Annotated in this window: 16 protein-coding genes; 8 read left to right on the top strand and 8 right to left on the bottom strand. The window is 62.5% G+C overall.

Annotation, left to right across the window (positions count from 1 at the left end):
• Nucleotides 1-74 precede the first annotated feature (74 nt).
• The 7 genes from melA (A3AY_RS0125410) to A3AY_RS36115 all read left to right on the top strand — a co-directional run bounded on the left by melA (A3AY_RS0125410) (nt 75) and on the right by A3AY_RS36115 (nt 9,967).
• Entirely contained in the window at nt 75-1,547 is a 1,473-nt protein-coding gene (melA, locus tag A3AY_RS0125410) for an alpha-glucosidase/alpha-galactosidase (protein WP_026203814.1), read from the top strand.
• 175 nt (nt 1,548-1,722) lie between these two features.
• A complete protein-coding gene (locus A3AY_RS0125405) occupies nt 1,723-3,810 on the top strand; it encodes an ABC transporter substrate-binding protein (protein WP_018328494.1) in 2,088 nt (695 codons plus the stop codon).
• Nucleotides 3,811-3,885: 75 nt separating this feature from the next.
• Complete coding sequence (locus A3AY_RS0125400; protein ID WP_018328493.1) at nt 3,886-4,896, top strand: ABC transporter permease; 1,011 nt, start codon at nt 3,886-3,888, stop codon at nt 4,894-4,896.
• The gene (locus A3AY_RS0125395) at nt 4,893-6,014 is read left to right on the top strand and encodes an ABC transporter permease (protein WP_018328492.1); all 1,122 of its coding nucleotides are present in this window, start codon (nt 4,893-4,895) and stop codon (nt 6,012-6,014) included. The genes A3AY_RS0125400 and A3AY_RS0125395 overlap by 4 nt, the downstream gene beginning before the upstream one ends.
• An 11-nt stretch (nt 6,015-6,025) precedes the next feature.
• On the top strand, nt 6,026-7,696 hold the full coding sequence (locus A3AY_RS0125390) for an ABC transporter ATP-binding protein (RefSeq protein ID WP_018328491.1): 1,671 nt from the start codon (nt 6,026-6,028) through the stop codon (nt 7,694-7,696).
• A 23-nt stretch (nt 7,697-7,719) separates the two neighbouring features.
• Nucleotides 7,720-9,090: an alpha-glucosidase/alpha-galactosidase gene (melA, locus tag A3AY_RS0125385; protein ID WP_018328490.1), complete on the top strand. Its 1,371-nt coding sequence runs from the start codon at nt 7,720-7,722 to the stop codon at nt 9,088-9,090.
• Nucleotides 9,091-9,205: 115 nt separating this feature from the next.
• Entirely contained in the window at nt 9,206-9,967 is a 762-nt protein-coding gene (locus A3AY_RS36115; RefSeq protein ID WP_018328489.1) for a hypothetical protein, read from the top strand.
• Between the two features lie 81 nt (nt 9,968-10,048).
• Here the strand turns inward: A3AY_RS36115 and A3AY_RS0125375 are convergent, their stop codons facing one another.
• From A3AY_RS0125375 to A3AY_RS0125350, 6 genes are all read right to left on the bottom strand, one after another.
• Complete coding sequence (locus tag A3AY_RS0125375; protein ID WP_018328488.1) at nt 10,049-10,522, bottom strand: VOC family protein; 474 nt, start codon at nt 10,520-10,522, stop codon at nt 10,049-10,051.
• Nucleotides 10,523-10,654: 132 nt separating this feature from the next.
• Entirely contained in the window at nt 10,655-11,395 is a 741-nt protein-coding gene (locus A3AY_RS0125370) for an ABC transporter permease (RefSeq protein WP_018328487.1), read from the bottom strand.
• A complete protein-coding gene (locus tag A3AY_RS0125365) occupies nt 11,392-12,330 on the bottom strand; it encodes an ABC transporter ATP-binding protein (RefSeq protein ID WP_018328486.1) in 939 nt (312 codons plus the stop codon). The genes A3AY_RS0125370 and A3AY_RS0125365 overlap by 4 nt, the downstream gene beginning before the upstream one ends.
• A complete protein-coding gene (locus tag A3AY_RS0125360; RefSeq protein WP_026203813.1) occupies nt 12,327-13,493 on the bottom strand; it encodes an ABC transporter permease in 1,167 nt (388 codons plus the stop codon). The genes A3AY_RS0125365 and A3AY_RS0125360 overlap by 4 nt, the downstream gene beginning before the upstream one ends.
• Nucleotides 13,494-13,562: 69 nt before the next feature.
• Nucleotides 13,563-14,513 carry a glycine betaine ABC transporter substrate-binding protein OsmF gene (osmF, locus tag A3AY_RS0125355; protein WP_051108411.1) on the bottom strand — a complete coding sequence of 317 codons (951 nt, stop codon included), beginning with the start codon at nt 14,511-14,513 and terminating at the stop codon, nt 13,563-13,565.
• A gap of 218 nt (nt 14,514-14,731) precedes the next feature.
• Nucleotides 14,732-15,727 (bottom strand): MDR family oxidoreductase, encoded by a 996-nt coding sequence (locus A3AY_RS0125350; protein WP_018328483.1) that lies wholly within the window; start codon nt 15,725-15,727, stop codon nt 14,732-14,734.
• 372 nt (nt 15,728-16,099) lie between these two features.
• On the opposite strand from A3AY_RS0125350, the gene A3AY_RS41105 reads away from it, so the two are divergent.
• On the top strand, nt 16,100-16,222 hold the full coding sequence (locus A3AY_RS41105; protein ID WP_268841571.1) for a hypothetical protein: 123 nt from the start codon (nt 16,100-16,102) through the stop codon (nt 16,220-16,222).
• On the opposite strand, the gene A3AY_RS0125340 is transcribed toward A3AY_RS41105, so the two are convergent.
• Together A3AY_RS0125340 and A3AY_RS0125335 are read right to left on the bottom strand one after the other, a co-directional pair.
• The gene (locus tag A3AY_RS0125340; protein ID WP_018328481.1) at nt 16,219-17,610 is read right to left on the bottom strand and encodes a sensor histidine kinase; all 1,392 of its coding nucleotides are present in this window, start codon (nt 17,608-17,610) and stop codon (nt 16,219-16,221) included. The two genes, A3AY_RS41105 and A3AY_RS0125340, sit on opposite strands and share 4 nt — an antisense overlap.
• Nucleotides 17,610-18,284 carry a response regulator gene (locus A3AY_RS0125335; RefSeq protein ID WP_018328480.1) on the bottom strand — a complete coding sequence of 225 codons (675 nt, stop codon included), beginning with the start codon at nt 18,282-18,284 and terminating at the stop codon, nt 17,610-17,612. The genes A3AY_RS0125340 and A3AY_RS0125335 overlap by 1 nt, the downstream gene beginning before the upstream one ends.
• Nucleotides 18,285-18,288 lie beyond the last annotated feature (4 nt).

Below are 18,288 nucleotides of genomic sequence, written 5' to 3'. Positions count from 1 at the left end.
AGCGCCTCATTTCCCCGTGCATTGATTTTACCCTGTCCGTTTTTCCCGGCCGAATGACCAGCGACGAGGACAGCATGAGCAGCTTCAAGATTGCCATTATTGGCGCCGGCAGTGTCGGCTTCACCAAGAAACTCTTCACCGACATTCTCTGCGTGCCGGAATTCCGCGATGTCGAGGTCGCGCTCACGGACGTCAGCGAGCACAATCTGGGCATGATCAAGTCGATCCTCGACAAGATCGTTGAGGCCAACAAACTGCCCACCAGGGTGACCGCCTCGACCGACCGTCGCGAGGCAATCGCCGGTGCGCGCTATATCATCTCCTGCGTGCGCGTCGGTGGCCTCGCCGCTTACGCGGACGATATCCGCATCCCGTTGAAATACGGCGTCGACCAGTGCGTCGGTGATACGATCTGCGCCGGCGGCATTCTCTATGGCCAGCGCAACATCCCGGTGATCCTCGATTTCTGCAAGGATATCCGCGAACTCGCCGAACCCGGCGCGAAGTTCCTCAACTACGCAAACCCGATGGCGATGAACACCTGGGCGGCGCTTGAATATGGCAAGGTCGATACGATCGGTCTTTGCCATGGCGTCCAGCACGGTGGCGAACAGATCGCCGAGATTCTCGGCGCCAAGGATGGCGAACTCGACTACATCTGCTCGGGCATCAACCACCAGACCTGGTTCGTCGATGTGCGTCTCAAGGGCCGCAGAATAGGCAAGGACGAACTCGTCGCCGCTTTCGAGGCGCATCCGGTCTTCTCGCAGCAGGAAAAGCTCAGAATCGACGTTCTGAAGCGTTTCGGCGTCTATTCCACCGAAAGCAACGGCCACCTGTCGGAATACCTGCCCTGGTACCGCAAACGGCCGGAGGAAATTACCCGCTGGATCGACATGTCCGACTGGATCCACGGCGAAACCGGCGGCTACCTCCGCTATTCGACCGAGACCCGGAACTGGTTCGAAACCGAATTTCCGCAGTTCCTCAAAGATGCCGAAAAGCCGATCGATCCGGCCCGCCGCTCCAATGAGCATGCCAGCCACATCCTTGAAGCGCTGGAAACCGGGCGCGTCTATCGCGGCCACTTCAACGTCAGGAACAACGGCGTCATCACCAACCTGCCATCGGACGCGGTCATCGAATCTCCCGGCTTCGTCGATCGCTTCGGCATCAACATGGTCGCCGGCATTACGCTTCCGGAAGCCTGCGCCGCCACCTGCATTTCATCCATCAATGTCCAGCGCATGTCTGTCCATGCCGCCATCACCGGCGATATCGATCTTCTGAAACTGGCCGTGCTTCACGATCCGCTGGTCGGCGCGATCTGCACCCCGGAGGAGGTCTGGCAGATGGTCGACGAAATGGTCGTCGCCCAGGCGCAGTGGCTGCCGCAATATGCCCATGCCGTCCCGGCCGCCAAGGAGCGCCTGAGCAAGGCAACCGTCAAGACCCGCGAATGGAACGGTGTCGCCCGCCGCGAAGTCCGTTCGGTCGATGAGCTGCGCGCCGAAAAGGAAGCAACCAGGCTGAAAGCGGCAAGCTGAACGGCTTCAGCGAAATATGCGAGGCCCGTTTTCCTGAGGAGGAGACAGGTCTGGGAGTGGGCAATCCGTTGCCCGCTCTCTTCCGGCAGGCGGCATGACGCCGTCCCGTCGGGTGCTGGTAGGAGGAGAGCCGCCCATACCGGGCAGGCCGAAGCATGAGGGAGAAACAACGACAATGAAACGCTTTCGCCATCTGAAGACGACCACCGCCCTTCTCTTGGGCGTGTCGGCATTCGCCGTAACGGCCTGGGCTTCCGAGCCGACCGTGGTGCCCGAGCAGCCACCATTCCCGGCGCAGGGCAAGATCACCTATGTGCCGCGCGATTCGATCGTCGAGTTCAAGGCGCTGCCGGAATATCGCGAGCCCGACTGGGTGACCGAGAAATTCGTCAAGACCGGCAAGCTGCCGCCGGTGGCCGAGCGGCTGCCGAAGGAGCCGATGGTATTCAAGACCGGCAACATGCCCGACGGGATCGGCGTCTATGGCGACACGATGCGCCACGTGATCGGCGGCCGCCCGGAAGGCTGGAACTATTCGGCCGGCCAGACTCAAGGCTGGGGCGGCATCGATATCGGCATGTCCGAATGCCTGACCCGAACTGCTCCGCTTTATCAGGTCGAGGCGAGCGACGTCGAGCCGCTGCCCAACCTGGCCAAGAGCTGGGATTGGTCGGAAGACGGCCACAAGCTAACCATGCACCTGATCGAAGGCGCGAAATGGTCCGATGGCGTCCCCTTCTCCTCCGAAGACCTGATGTTCTACTGGGAGGACAATGTCGTCGATCCCAATGTATCGCCGCTCAATGGAGCAACCCCCGAAACATTCGGCGAAGGCACGACGCTGAAAGCCATTGACGCCAACACCGTCGAATGGACGTTCAAGGAAGCCTTCCCGCGCCAGTATCTCTATGCCATGGCCTACGGCACGTTCTGCCCCGGTCCGGCCCATATTCTGAAGACCAAGCATCCCAAGTACAACAAGGAGGTGACGTACGACGAGTACAAGAACGGCTTTCCGGCGGAGTACATGAACATTCCCGTCATGGGCGCCTGGGTCCCGGTCTCCTATCGGCCGGACGACATCATCGTGCTGCGCCGCAATCCCTATTACTGGAAGGTCGACGAGCAAGGCCACCAGCTGCCCTATCTCAACGAGATGCACTACAAGCTGTCGACCTGGGCAGACCGCGACGTGCAGGCGATTGCCGGTTCCGGTGACTTCTCCAACCTCGAGCAGCCGGAAAACTTCGTTGAATCGCTCAAGCGCGCCGCGTCCGACGCGGCACCGGCACGCCTTGCCTTCGGCGCCCGCCTGATCGGCTACAATCTGCGCATGAATCTCTCCGCCAACGGTTGGGGCGAGCCCGACTCGCGCGGCAAGGCCGTACGGGAGTTGAACCGCAACGAGGACTTCCGCAAGGCGGTCACCATGGCACTCGACCGCAAGAAGATCGGGGAAGCACTGGTCAAGGGTCCGTTCACTGCGATCTATCCCGGTGGCCTGTCGTCAGGCACGAGTTTCTACGACCGCCAGTCGACCGTTTACTATCCCTTCGATCTCGAAGGCGCAAAGGCGCTTCTCGAAAAGGCCGGCCTGAAGGACACGGACGGCAACGGTTTCGTGAACTTCCCAGCCGGAACGGAAGGCGGTCAGGATGTTCAGATCGTACTCTTGAGCAATGGCGACTACGGCACCGACCGCAACCTTGCGGAGGGCGTGATCGGCCAGATGGAGCATCTCGGCTTGAAAGTGACGCTCAATGCGCTCGACGGCACCAAGAAGGACAATGCCCACTATGCCGGCCAGTTCGACTGGACGATCCGGCGCAACGATCCGGAGCTGACATCGGTGGTGCAGAACACCACCCAGCTCGCTCCGACGGGGCCTCGCACCAGCTGGCATCATCGTGCCGGCACGGACGGCACGGTCGACCTGCTGCCCTATGAGAAGGAACTCGTGGACATCGTCAACAAGTTCATCGCCTCGAACGACAACACCGAGCGTACCGAACTGATGAAACAGTACCAAAAGGTCGCAACTGAGAATGTCGATTCGGTCGGCCTCACGGAATATCCGGGCGCGCTGATCATCAACAAGCGCTTCTCGAACATTCCGGTCGGCGCCCCGATCTTCATGTTCAACTGGGCCGAGGATACGATCGTCCGCGAACGGGTCTTCGTCGCCGCCGACAAGCAGGGAGACTACGAACTGTTCTCGCAGCAGCTTCCGGGCAAGCCGGGCGAAAACGGCCCGATCAACTGATCTGTCCCGAAACACGCTCCGGCCGCCGATCGCGGCCGGAGCAGACCCCCGAACACACAAGAGAACCCAACAGCCATGTTCCGATTTCTGCTTGTGCGCATCGCATCCGCCATTCCCGTGCTCTTCGTGCTGAGCGTCGTGACCTTCGCGATCATCCAGGCGCCGCCGGGCGACTACAGCGACTACATCCGCTCGCAAATGATCAACCAGGGCGGCGCCTCCTTCGAGGAAGCCGATGCCCAGGCACAGGCCTACAGGATCGCCAACGGCCTCGATAAGCCGCTGCCCGTGCAATACGTCAACTGGGTCACGGGCATCGTCACGCGCGGCGATTTCGGCCATAGCCTGTTCTACAACAAGCCGGTGGCCGAGGTTGTCGGCGAACGCCTGCCCCGCACGCTGGCGCTGGCCCTTGTCTGCCATATCCTCGCCTCGGTGATCGGCATCACCTTCGGTATTCTCGCCGCCACCCGGCAATATTCCTGGGTCGATAGCCTGCTATCCGGCATTTCGTTCCTCGGCATGACGGTGCCGCGCTTCCTGATGGCGCTGATCATCGTCTACATCATGGTGTTCCATTTCAACGTCACCGAGATCAACAGTTTCCACTCGGCCCGCTACGGCGGCGCGCCCTGGTCCTGGGACAAGTTCGTCGATCTCCTGAAGCACGTCTGGCCGGTGATCGCCATCGCCACCTTCGGCGGCCTCGCCTACAATATGCGGGTGATGCGCGGCAATCTGCTCGATACGCTGAACGCCCAGTATGTCGAAACCGCGCGGGCCAAGGGCCTCTCCGAACGCGCCGTCATCCTGCGCCACGCCGTCCCGAACGCGCTGCATCCGCTGGTGATGTACCAGGGCGTCGTGCTGCCTTACATGCTGACCGGCGAGATCGAGACGGCGATCATCTTTGCCCTGCCAACCGTCGGCCCTGCCATCGTCGGCTCGATGTGGGTGGGCGACGTCTATGTCACCGCCACCTTCATGCTGGTCCTGTCGGCAACACTCATCGTCGGCAACATCATCGCCGACATGCTTTTGGCCATGCTCGATCCTCGGGTTCGCCTTGGAGGTGCGCACGCATGAAAGCCGACGTTGAAAACACCATCATCGTGCCCGTGGCGGCACCGCATCACGGCAACGAAACGTATCGCGCCCTCGTCTGGCGCCGCCTGAAGCGGTCCTGGACCGGCATGATCGGGCTGATCCTCGTTTGCCTCCTGATGATCATGACGATCTTCGCCGAGTTCTTTTCACCCGTCGATCCGAAGCTGACAGGCGTTGGCTTTGCGCCGCCGCAGACGATCAGCATCACCGATCAGGAGGGCAATCTCGTCTGGCCGCGCACCTACCAGGTCGGCGAGGGCACCGAGCTTGACCCGATCACCTTCCAGCCGATCATCGGTCCAGACTACGCCAACCCGAAAGACCTCGGCTTTTTCGTCAAGGGTTTCAGCTACCGGCTGCTCGGCCTGATCCCCACCGACCGGCACTTCTTCGGCGCCGTCGATGGCACGCCGGTCAATTTCCTCGGCACCGACAAGTTCGGCCGCGATGTGCTGTCACGCATCTTCTACGGCTCGCGCGTCTCTCTGATGATCGCGTTGACGGTGGTCTTCATCGTCACTGTCGTCGGCACCACCATCGGCATGGTGTCGGGCTATTTCGGCGGCCGCTTCGATAACTGGATGCAGCGCTTCGTCGAACTCGTGCTCGCCTTCCCGCAATTGCCGCTCTACCTGGCGCTGACCTCGTTGATCCCGGTAACGGCGCCGACAAACGTCTTCCTCGCCTTCGTCATCGTCGTGATGTCGGCACTCGGCTGGGCGCAGATGTCGCGCGAAGTGCGCGGCAAGACCCTGGCCCTGGCTCGGATCGACTATGTCCGCGCGGCGATGGCGATCGGCGCCACAGATCGGCGCATCATCTTCCAGCATATCTTCCCCAACGTCATGAGCCATGTGATCGTCTCGGTAACGTTGGCGATCCCGAGCGTCGTGCTGCTTGAATCCTTCCTCGGCTTCCTCGGCTTTGCGGTAAAGCCGCCGCTGATCTCCTGGGGGCTGATGCTGCAGGACACCTCGACCTATTCCGTCATCGGATCCTATCCCTGGATCCTTTCCCCCGTGGCCTTCGTGCTCGTCACCGTCTTTGCGTTCAATGCGCTTGGCGATGGCCTGCGCGACGCCGTCGACCCATACTGAGGAGACGACCCATGGCACTCGTGGACATCAGCACTTTGGCGCCCGAACAACGGCACGATCACGCCGCTGCCGTCGGCACCCCCATCATCGACGCCCGCCATGTGGGCGTGAAATTCAAGGTCGAGCATGGCATGGTCGATGCCGTCAAGGACGTCTCCTTCCAGCTCTACCGCGGTGAGACGATCGCCGTCGTCGGGGAATCCGGCTCGGGAAAATCGGTGACGGCGCGCACCATCATGGGCCTGCTGACCAAGCGCGCCACCGTGTCGGATCGCTCCAGTATCGCCTATGACGGCAGGAACGTCCTGAAATTTTCCGATCGCCAGCGGCGGGCACTGCGCGGCGACCGCATCTCGATGATCTTCCAGGAGCCGATGAGCTCGCTAAATCCGGTCTATACCATCGGCGCCCAGATCATCGAGGCGATCCGGGTGCACCAGAAGATGAGCCGCAGCCAGGCCAGGGAGCGGACGCTGGAGCTGCTGCGCCAGGTGCAAATTCCCGATCCGGAATCCCGCCTCAACCAGTATCCGCACCAACTCTCGGGTGGCCAGCGCCAGCGCATCATGATCGCCATGGCGCTCGCCAACAGCCCGGATGTCCTGATCGCCGACGAGCCGACGACTGCGCTCGACGTTACCGTGCAGGCGCAGATCCTCAACCTCATCCGCGACCTGCAGAAGACGCTCGGCATGGCGGTGATCCTGATCACCCACGACCTGACCGTGGTGCGCCAGTTCTCGGACTATGTCTATGTCATGCAGAACGGCGAGGTGAAGGAACACAACACCACAACGGCGCTGTTCCAGAACCCGCAGCATCCCTATACCCGCCACCTGCTCAATTCCGAACCGAGGGGCAATGCCAACCCGCTGCCGGTCGATTCCGCCGCCATCCTCGAAGGGCGAAACGTCCGCGTTTCCTTCATGCTGAAGGCCGGCGGCTTCTTCAGGCCGCAGCTGAAGGAGCTCGTTGCGGTGGACAGCCTCAGCATCAAGCTTCACCGCCACGAGACGCTTGGCCTCGTCGGCGAATCCGGCTCGGGAAAGACGACGTTCGGCCAGGCGCTGGTCAAGCTTCTGAAGGCGGAAGGCGGCGAGATCCTGTTCGACGGCCAGCCGATCCAGGACAAGACCCGCGACGAGATGCGGCCGCTGCGCTCGCGCATGCAGATCGTTTTCCAGGACCCGTTCTCGTCGCTCAATCCGCGCATGTCGGTCGGCCAGATCATCGAGGAAGGCCTGATCGTCAACAGGCTCGGCGCAACCCGCAGCGAGCGGCTGGAGCGGGTGAAGGAAGCGCTGAACAATGCCGGCCTGCCGAACAACATCCTGTCGCGCTTCCCGCATGAATTCTCCGGCGGCCAGCGCCAGCGCATCGCGATCGCCCGCGCGATCGCACTCGAACCGGAATTCATCCTGCTCGACGAGCCGACCTCGGCGCTCGATCTTTCGGTGCAGGCGCAGATCATCGAACTGCTGCGCAAGCTGCAGGACGATAAGGGGCTGAGCTACCTTTTCATCTCCCACGATCTGAAGGTCGTGCGCGCACTCTGCCACCGAGTGGTGGTGATGCAGCACGGCAAGATCGTTGAAGAGGGGCCGGTTGAAGACGTTCTATCCCATCCCAAGACCGCCTACACCGAACGGCTCGTCAGAGCCGCCTTCGAAGTGGCAGCATAATCGCTAGACAAGAGGCTTATTCCATGGCGAGACAACCCAAAATCACCTTCATCGGCGCCGGCTCGACCGTCTTCATGAAGAACATCATCGGCGACGTTCTGCAGCGTCCGGCGCTTTCCGGCGCGAAGATCGCGCTGATGGACATCAACGCGCAGCGGCTTGAAGAAAGCGAGATCGTCGTCAGGAAACTGATCTCGACGCTCGGTGCAAAGGCAACCATCGAGTTGCATTCCAACCAGCGCAAAGCTCTCGACGGTGCCGATTTCGTCGTCGTCGCCTTCCAGATCGGCGGCTATGAGCCCTGTACCGTTACCGATTTCGAAGTGCCGAAGAAATACGGCCTGCGCCAGACGATCGCCGACACGCTCGGCGTCGGCGGCATCATGCGCGGCCTGCGCACCGTGCCGCATCTCTGGAAGATCTGCGAAGACATGATGCAGGTCTGCCCCGAGGCGATCCTTTTGCAATACGTCAACCCGATGGCGATCAACACCTGGGCGATCGCCGAGAAATACCCGAGGATCAAACAGGTGGGCCTCTGCCACTCGGTGCAGGGCACGGCGATGGAACTGGCCCACGACCTAGACATTCCCTATGAGGAAATCCGTTACCGCTCGGCCGGCATCAACCACATGGCCTTCTACCTGAAGTTCGAGCATCGCCAGCCGGATGGTTCCTACCGCGACCTCTATCCGGATCTCGTGCGCGGCTACCGCGAAGGCCGGGCGCCGAAGCCGACCTGGAACCCGCGCTGCCCCAACAAGGTGCGCTACGAGATGCTAACCCGGCTCGGCTATTTCGTCACTGAAAGCTCGGAGCACTTCGCCGAATACACACCTTATTTCATCAAGGAAGGCCGCGAGGACCTGATCGAAAAATTCGGCATTCCGCTCGATGAATATCCCAAGCGCTGCATCGAGCAGGTCGAGAGATGGAAGGGCGAGGCGGCCGCCTACCGCACGGCCGAGAAGATCGAGGTCGCGCAATCGAAGGAATACGCTTCCTCGATCATGAACTCGGTCTGGACCGGCGAGCCCTCGGTGATCTACGGCAACCTGCGCAACAATGGCTGCATCACGTCGCTGCCGGACAATTGCGCTGCCGAAGTCCCCTGCCTCGTCGATGAAAACGGCATCCAGCCGACCTTCATCGGCGACCTACCGCCGCAGTTGACGGCGCTGATCCGTACCAACATCAACGTGCAGGAACTGACGGTCGCCGCCCTGATGACCGAGAACCGCGAACACCTCTACCATGCCGCAATGATGGACCCGCATACGGCCGCCGAACTCGATCTCGACCAGATCTGGTCGCTGACCGATGATCTTTTGGCCGCACACGGCCAGTGGATCCCGGAATGGGCCCGGGTCGCCAAGAAGGTCCAGGCCGCGTAACTCTTCTCCCGGTTGCGCGACGAGGAAACCCCGGAACAACAATTCCGGGGTTTTCCTTTCATGCCGAGTGTGATCGAAAGGAACGACGCACCGCCGAGACCCGCAGGAGACAGAGATGCCCGCCAGTTCCGCCGTCGAAACGCTTGCCCGCCAATTGTCCGACGCTGACCGCCAGGGAATCCGGCTTTCTTCCGCCTCGCTGATCGAACCCGGCACCCTGGCGGAAGCCTTTGCAGTACAGCGCGAGACACTGGCATTGAACGGCTGGTTGACCGGCGGCTACAAGGTCGCTATCCGCCCGGACGGAAGCTCCGTGTCGGCGCCGATGGCGCACATCACCCATGCGAGTGAATCAGGCACAGCCGGATTCGAGCGACCGGCCGTCGACGCGCTGGAGGTCGAAATCTGCTTCGTGCTCGGCAAGGACCTGCCGCCGCCGGGCAGTGAGCCCTTTACCCGCGACACACTTCTCGGCTTCGCGAGCGGCATCTATTCCGGTGTCGAATTCCTCGGCCACCGCCTCGAAGACGGCAGCCGCGCACCGGCGCTGCTGTTTCTCGCCGACCGCCTTGGCAATGCCGGCTACATACTTGGGGAAGAATTGCCCGCCGAGGTGCTCGAACCGGGCCAGGACTCTCCGCTGGTCATCACGATCAACGGTGACACCGTCTTCCCCGGTCCCGGAAAACATCCCAACGGCGATCCCGTGGCTCCCTTCCTCGCCTTTGCCAATGCATTGACCGAGCCCGTCGCCAAAGGCCGGATCATTACCACCGGCAGCCTCTGCGGCGCGATCCCGATACCGGAGCGGGCGGCAATCGCGATCAGCGGCTTTACGACGCTGACGGTGACGGCGGCCTCGACGCGCGAGATTTGACCGGGTCACCAGCCCGACCTGAAGGTGGGGCAAATGCCCGCCTTGTGCGGCCAGAAGCGGACGCTCCGGCGCAATGGCGCCTCAACCACGCAGAGCAGTTTCGATCGCCCGAACGTCGATCTTCCTCATCGTCATCATCGCATCAAAAGCGCGCTTCGCTTGATCACCGCCGACCGCAAGCGCCTCGGTCAGTACGCGCGGTGTGATCTGCCAGGACACACCCCATTTGTCTTTGCACCAGCCGCAGTCACTTTCCTGGCCGCCGTTGCCGACAATGGCGTCCCAGTAGCGGTCGGTCTCCTCCTGATCGTCAGTTGCGATCTGAAATGAAAAGGCTTCGTTGTGTTTGAACGCGGAACCGCCGTTCAAGCCGATACAAGGAATGCCGGCGACGGTGAATTCAACAACCAGGACATCTCCCTGCTTGCCGCTTGGATAGTCTCCAGGCGCACGAATGACAGCACCCACTGCGCTGTCGGGGAAGGTTTCGGCGTAGAACCGGGCGGCAGCTTCAGCGTCCTTGTCATACCATAGGCAGATGGTGTTCTTTGCCATTGCGTGGGTCCTTTCGCTCTTCGTTTCCCGTCTCTCGCTGAAACTAAGAGACAAACCGAATTTCTCCAGCCCCTGTAAGCCATTTTACACCGGCCACAACCCTCCAAATGGTCGACGACCAAAGGGCGTGATCTAAAGGCCTGCCCGCCGTGCCATAGCGGCCTCAATCGCCGACAGCCCGTCATAGATCAGCACGGCCAGCGCCCCGACGATCAGCCCGCCCTGCAGCACGAAGGCGATATTGTTGGATTGCAGCCCGGCGATGATGACTTCGCCGAGCGTCTTGGCCGCGACCGTCGAGCCGATCGTCGCGGTGGCCAGGCTGATCACCACCGACAGGCGAATGCCTGCAAGGATCACCGGCATCGCCAGCGGTACTTCCACCTTGAAGAGGCGCTGGCGATCCGTCATGCCGGCGCCGCGCGCCGCCTCCATCACCGAGGGCGGCAGGGTCGTCAGACCCGTCAGCGTATTCTCGAAGATTGGCAGAAGGCCGTACAGAAACAGCGCCACCAGCGTCGGCTTTTCGCCGAAACCGAGGGCCGGCACCGCCAGCGCCAGCACCGCCACCGGCGGAAATGTCTGGCCGACATTCACCAGGCTGCGCGACAACGGCAGGAATTCCGCCCCGAAGGGCCGCGTGACCAGAATGGCAAGCGTCACGGCGATGACGATGGCGGCGATCGTGGCGATTGCCACTGTGCGCAGGTGCAGAAGCGTCAGGGTCAGCAGGCTGCCCTGATTGTAGATCGCCGGCGCATTGTCCTGCACCAGCGGCTTCAAGAGCGGTTCGAACCAGCCGGGCGAGACAAGGAACGCAAGCAGGAATGCCAGCAGAGCGGCACGCAGGAGAGAGGGGAGCCAGGCCCTCATTGCGGCCTTGCTGCGCGCCGGGCGAGCCCTTCCAAGGTCACTTTGCCGAGGAGCGTGCCGTCAGCCGCCGCCACCGGCAGCGCATCGCGGCCGGTCCACAGCAGTTCGGAAAGCACGTCGCGCTGGCTGGTTGCCGCGTCAACGGGCTGTCCATCGGCAGTGCCAGGCTCCACCGCCTGCCCCGCCGTCTCGATCGACAAAAGCCGGAACGGCCGCTCGCTGGCGCCGATCAGCGTCTGGACGAACTCCGTCGCCGGATTCGTCACCAGCTCGGCGGGCGTGCCGTATTGGACGAGTTCCCCCTTGTCCATGACGGCGATCTTGTCGGCGAGATGAAACGCCTCGTCCATATCGTGCGTCACCAGCACGATCGTCGTCTTCAGGAGTTTCTGGATGTCGAGAAGATCGGCCTGCGCCTTCGCCCTGATGATCGGGTCGAGCGCGCCGAACGGCTCGTCCATCAGGAGAACCTTCGGCTCCGCCGCCAGCGCCCGCGCCACGCCGACCCGCTGCTGCTGCCCGCCGGACAACTCATGCGGAAACCGCGCGGCGAAGATGGCCGGGTCGAGCTGGAACAACGCCAGCAGTTCCGCCACCTTGGCATCGATGCGCGCCTTGTCCCAGCCGAGCAGCACCGGCACGGTGGCGATATTCTGCGCAACGGTGCGGTGCGGAAAAAGCCCGTGCCCCTGGATGGCATAGCCGATGCGGCGGCGCAGCTCGTAGCCCGGCATCGAGCGGTTGTCGTCACCGTCGAGCCGAATGGCGCCGGCGCTCGGCTCCACCAACCGATTGATCATGCGCAACAGCGTCGTCTTGCCGGAACCGGAGGTTCCGACGATGACCGTCACCGTGCGCGGCGCAATCGTCATCGTCACATTGTCGACGACCGCGGTGCCGTCGTAGCGCTTGGTGATGCCGTCGATCTCGATCATGCGGTCCTGCCTCGGTTTTGCGACGGAGTGTTCATTTCGATGAGGGCGTCGAGCACGATGGCTGCAGCAAAGGCGAGCACCACCGTCGGCACCGCGCCGAGAAGCACCAGATCCATCGCCGTCTGGCCGATCCCCTGGAAGACGAAAACGCCGAAGCCGCCGCCGCCAATCAGGGCCGCAATCGTCGCAAGGCCGATATTCTGCACCAGCACGATGCGGATGCCGGTGAGAATGACCGGCATGGCGAGCGGCAGCTCGATGCCGAAAAGCCGCTGCCGGTCCGTCATGCCGATGCCGCGTGCCGCCTCATTGGCCTCGCGCGGCACGCCGGCAAGCCCGACCACGGTATTGGCGACCACCGGCAGCAGTGAATAGAGAAACAGCGCCACGAAGGCCGGAGCCGCACCGATGCCGCGAATGCCGATAGCAGCGGCCCCCGGCACATTCACTGCAATCCAGCCGAGCGGCGCGATCAGAATGCCGAACAGCGCGATCGACGGGATCGTCTGGATGAGGTTCAGCGTGTTGAGCACACCGGCGCGCAAGGGCTCGACGCGATGGCAGAGAATGCCGAGCGGCAGGCCGACGACGACCGAGGCAAACAGCGAGCCGAGCGCAAGCGCCACATGCCTGCCCGCCTCCAGCCAGAACACGTCGGCGCGGCCGGCATATTCCTTGAGGATCGACAGTCCGTCCCAGAGCCCCGATACCAGGATCGCGGTGGCGCCAGCGAGGGTCGCGATCAGCAACAGGACCCGTACGCCCGGCCTCGGCCTCAGCCGCGTGATCGAATCGGCAGCGAGCAGGGCATAGGCAAACAGCAGGACCCAGAAACCCGAAGCCGGCGACACCCGGGCATAGGTGTTTTCCGGCGGGGTCAGATACGTCGCCGTCAAGCCGATGAAAAGCGCAATCGCGCCAAGCGAAACCGCCGCGGCAGCGAGCCTGAGCAGCGCCGGCGTTTTCAGAAGGATGATTGCGGCGGCGACAACCATAAGGCCGAGCAGCACAACGCCGGCGCTCACAGGCAGCGCCGCAAGGATCGATTTTGCCTCTCCCGGCACGATGCGATTGGCGCGAAAGGTCGCAAATGGCGCGACGAGCGTGCCATAGGCAACCAGAAGCGCGATCACCACGCCCAACTTATCCAATCGAAGGCTCAAACCGGCATCCCTGCAGAGTGGATAAAAGGCCGGTTCCGCTCACGAAACCGGCCTCGAATTCGAGGCGGCTTATTTCAGAAAGCCGTTCTTCTTCAGAAAGTCCTCCGCCACCGCCTTGGCTGGTTCGCCACCCACCTGGACGCGGCCGTTCAGATCCTGCAGCGTCGTCAGGTCCAGCTTCTCGAAGACCGGCTTCAGCAGCGTTTCGATCTCGGGATGCTCCTTCAGCACCGCCTCGCGGATGATCGGCGTCGGCTGATAGACCGGCTGGACGGATTTGTCGTCCTCCAGAACCACCAGCCCGGACGGCGCGATGCCGCCATCCGTGCCGTAGACCATGGCCGCATTGGCCCCGTTGGTCTGGTTGGCGGCCGCCGAGATCGTCGCTGCCGTGTCGCCGCCCGATAGCGTGATCAGCTGGTCAGACTTCAGCGTGAAGCCATAGGTGGTCTGGAACGCCGGAAGCGCCGCCGCCGAATTGACGAATTCCGAGGAAGCCGCCAGCACGACCTTGCCGCCGCCGGAAACATACTTGCCGAAGTCGCTGAAGGTCTTGATGCCGTTGGCATCGGCAAGATCCTTGCGAACGGCGACCGCCCAGGTGTTGTTGGCCGGCGACGGCGTCAGCCAGACGATCTTGTTGGCGTCGTAATCGAGCTTCTTGGCCTCTTCGTAACCCTTGGCCGCATCCTTCCAGAGCGGGTCGTCGGCCTTTTCGAAGAAGAAGGCGGCGTTACCGGTATATTCCGGATAGATGTCGATCTCGCCCGCGATGATTGCCTTGCGCACGACGGGCGTCGCCCCGAGCTGCACCCGATCGGTCGTCTGGATGTTGTTGGCATTCAGGACGGCCAGAATGATGTTGCCGAGCACGCCACCTTCGGTATCGATCTTGGAAGCGACGACGACCTGAGCATTTGCCGCCGCGGCGGAAACGAGCACCGCAAACGCGGCGGCGATAAGTTTTGTGTTGAGACCCACGATACTTCTCCCTTGAAACTGCTTCACAATTTCTCCCATGGCGACCGACCTTCGTCGGGGCATAAACTGCCAATATGTGGCGGGGTTCGGAGAAAAATAGAGCGTTTTGGTAGAAAATCGCGCGCCTTTCTTCACACTCTCCATCAAGAGGCGCGCGAGACGGTGCGCAACGAGCGGCGATGCACCACCCTTGGGCTTTTGACGGATAAGGAACGGCAGAACGGCGGAAGTCCGAGCCGTGAACGGGTCGCTATCGATTAGCGCGTCACATCGATAACGACGCGGCCGCGGATCTTTCCGGCGACGATGTCCTCTGCCAATTGCGGCAGGTTCGATAGCGGCTCGACCGTCGTCAGCGCCGCCAGAAGCGTGCGCTCGAGGCTTTCTGCGAGGATCGCCCAGGCCTTGTCGCGTTCCGCATGCGGCGCCGTCACCGAATTGATGCCGAGCAATGCCACGCCGCGCAGGATATGCGGCATCACGGTGGCAGGCAGGTCGGCGCCACCGGCGAGGCCGCAGGCCGCGACCGCACCGCTCTGGACGGTCTGCGCCAGCACATTGGCGAGCGTCGTCGAACCGACGGAATCGATGGCGCCGGCCCAGCGCTCCTTCTGCAGTGCGCCACCTTTCGCGGCCAGTTCGGCCCGGTCGACGAAGGCGGTTGCACCGAGCGTCGCAAGATAGTCGTGGGTTTCCGGGCGTCCCGTCGATGCCGTCACCCTGTAACCGCGTCTGGCAAGCAGCGTGACGGCGACGGAGCCGACGCCGCCTGCGGCGCCGGTCACGAGAACCTCGCGATCACCCGTCTTGATCTTTCCCCAGCGTTCGAGTGCGTCAATGGCCAGGGCGGCGGTATAGCCGGCAGTGCCGATCGCCATGCTTTGCTCGAGACTGAAGGCATCCGGCAGGCGGGTCAGCCATTCCGGCTTCAGCCGTTGAAAGCGGGTATAGCCGCCCCATTCGGTTTCGGACATGCCCCAGCCGTTGACGACCACCTTGTCGCCAGGCTTCCAGTCCGGACTGCGGGATGAGACGACGATGCCTGCGAGATCGACGCCGGCAACCATCGGCAGACGGCGGGCGATGCGGCCCTTGCCGGAAATGGCGAGGCCATCCTTGTAATTGAGCGTCGAAAACAGCACCTCGACCAGCACATCATGATCCGGCAGGTCCGACAAGGTCAGGTCCTTGAAGCCGCTGACCGGCTTGCCGTCACGTTCCTCGATCACAAGCGCCCTGAAATGATCCGCCATGGTTTTCTCCCGTCTGTTTTCGCGCAACCATCGCACGGGAAAACGCGAAAAGCCATTTGGACCAAAGGCAAAGGGACAAGGGCCATGGCCGTACACGACAAGGCCGGCAGTGGTCGGGTCTGGCGGTTCCGGGCCAGAAAAGCTGCGGCACCCTGTTGACACCTACCCAAGCAAGTCATTGAATCAAAAGGTTATTACCAATGATTTGTGAAAGATAGTTCTGATTTTTACTTTTGGCGTAATGTATAAAGCAAAGATAAATTCAAATTTATCTGCCATGCTTGCCGCGCACGGCAGATTTGCCTGCCGCGCTCTGGAGAAATACCTGTCAACGTGCTATCAGGCGCTCGCAACAATCCTATGGAGCTTATCATGTTCCCGCAGCGCAAGCTGTCGAACCCGTCTGATCGCAGTCTTGTCCAGATGATCTGGAGCGCGATTCTTCTCGTTCAGACCCGTGAAACGTCCTCGCTGATGACGGGTCGCCAACGCTAGGACGAGCCAGCGGCCGGAAATGTCACGGAGGCCTTCAGCCCCTTGCCATCCGGCCCTTCGCCCAGCGTGAGATGTCCGCCGAACAGACCGGCGATTTCTTCGACGATCGGAAGTCCCAACCCCATTCCCGGTGCTTCGCCGCGTCCGCCGCGCGCGAAACGCTGGCGCACGACCTGCCGCTTCTCCGGCGGGATACCCGGGCCATTGTCTTCGACGTCGAGGCGGACGGTGTCGTCTTCGGTTCCGACACGAACGGTCACTTCCGCGCCCTTGCCGGCATAGGCGATGGCGTTTTCGATCAGGTTGCGCAGAAGTTCGCCGATCAGGAGAGGCTCGGCGCGGATCAGCACCCTGCCCTCGCCTTCAAAACCGAGATCGACGCCTGCGTCGCCAGCGCCGGGCACGCGATCGCCGGTGATCTCCTGCGCCAATGCCATCAGGTCGATGTTCTCCACGGGCTGCGGCTCGGTCGAGCCGGCGGCGTCGATCTTCGCCATCAGCAGCAGTTGCGCGAGGATGCGTTCGGCATGCGCCACGGCCTCGTCGCTCTTGCGCGCTGCGGCCTGCGCCTCCTTAAGCGTCGCAGCGCGGGTGGAAAGGGCAAGCTGGGTGCGGATGATTGCGAGCGGCGTGCGCAACTGGTGGCTGGCATTGCCGGAGAAATGCCGGAGCGCATCGAGCGCCGATTGCAGCCGCACCATGAAGGAATTGACCGTCTCGACCAGCCCCTCGACTTCGCTCGGCACCGATTGCTCGATCGGGTGCAGATCGTCTGGATTGCGCTCGGCAATGGCGTCTCCCAGACGATAGAGCGGCCGTAGCGAAAAGGTCACCGCGATCCAGACGATTGCCGCCGCGCCAAGGATCATCATCAGCAGGCGCAATGCCGAGCGCAACAGAATGGCCTGCGTCAATTGCCGCCGCGCAATGGTCGTCTCGGCAACGGTGACGACGAAGGGCACGGAGTTGATGCCGGTCGAGGCAGAGCGTTCCAGCGCCGCGACGCGGATCGGCTCGCCGCGGAACTGCGCGTCGGCATAGACCGCGGACTGCCCCTTCATGTCGGTGATCGAGGGCAGGTTCTGGTAGCCGGTGATGAACCGGCCGGGCGGCCCGTCGACGCGGTAGAACACACGATCCTGTGCCGCCGAGGTCAGCATTTCCAGCGCGACATAGGGAATGTCCACTTCGAGCGAACCGTCTTCGGCGACCACGACCCGCTCGGCAATCGCCAGCGCCGAGCCGGCAAGCACGCGATCGGAGACGACGTTCGCCGTCTTCACAGCCTCGCGATAGGTATCGATCAGGGCGAGGCATCCGATGACCACCGTCGAGATCAGCAACCAGGCAAGCAGCCTGCGACGCAGCGAATAGGCGGCCCTCGCCATCAGCCGTCCGCCATCTTGTCGAGATAGTAGCCGATGCCGCGCGCCGTGCGGACCGTCAGACCGTGCGGCGCGAGCCGCTTGCGCAGCCGGCTGACATATTGCTCGATCGCATTGGCGCTCAGGTCGTCGTCGAAGGCGGTCAGCGACTGAATGATCGCTTCCTTGGCGACGACCTTTCCGGCCCGCATGAACAGGATTTCAAGCAGGCCAAGCTCACGGGCCGGAATATCGACGGTGATGCCGCCGGCGGAAAAGGTGCGGGAGTTGAGGTCGAACGAGATCTTGCCGTAGCTGACGAGTGAGGAGCGAAGCCCCGCCTGCCGGCGCAACAGCACGCGGACGCGAGCCTCGAACTCGCTGACGTCGAAGGGCTTGATCATGTAGTCATCGGCGCCGAGATCGAGGCCGCGGATCTTCTCCTCCTGTGTGCCTCGCGCCGTGAGGATCAGCACCGCCGCCTTGTTCTGCCGCGCGCGCATCGAGCGCAGCACGTCGAGGCCGTCCATTTCCGGCAGGGTCAGGTCGAGGATGACGAGATCGAAATTTTCGGTCGCGGCCACGGCATCGGCCGACGCGCCGTCGCCGACGACATCGACCGCATAGCCGCTGCCGCGCAGGATGGCGACAAGCCCTTCCGCAAGCGCCGTATTGTCTTCGACCAGTAATATCCGCAAATCC

Origin of the sequence: Rhizobium giardinii bv. giardinii H152 (genome assembly GCF_000379605.1) — a bacterium.
Classification (GTDB): domain Bacteria; phylum Pseudomonadota; class Alphaproteobacteria; order Rhizobiales; family Rhizobiaceae; genus Pararhizobium; species Pararhizobium giardinii.
This window is presented reverse-complemented; position numbering and strand designations above follow the sequence as displayed.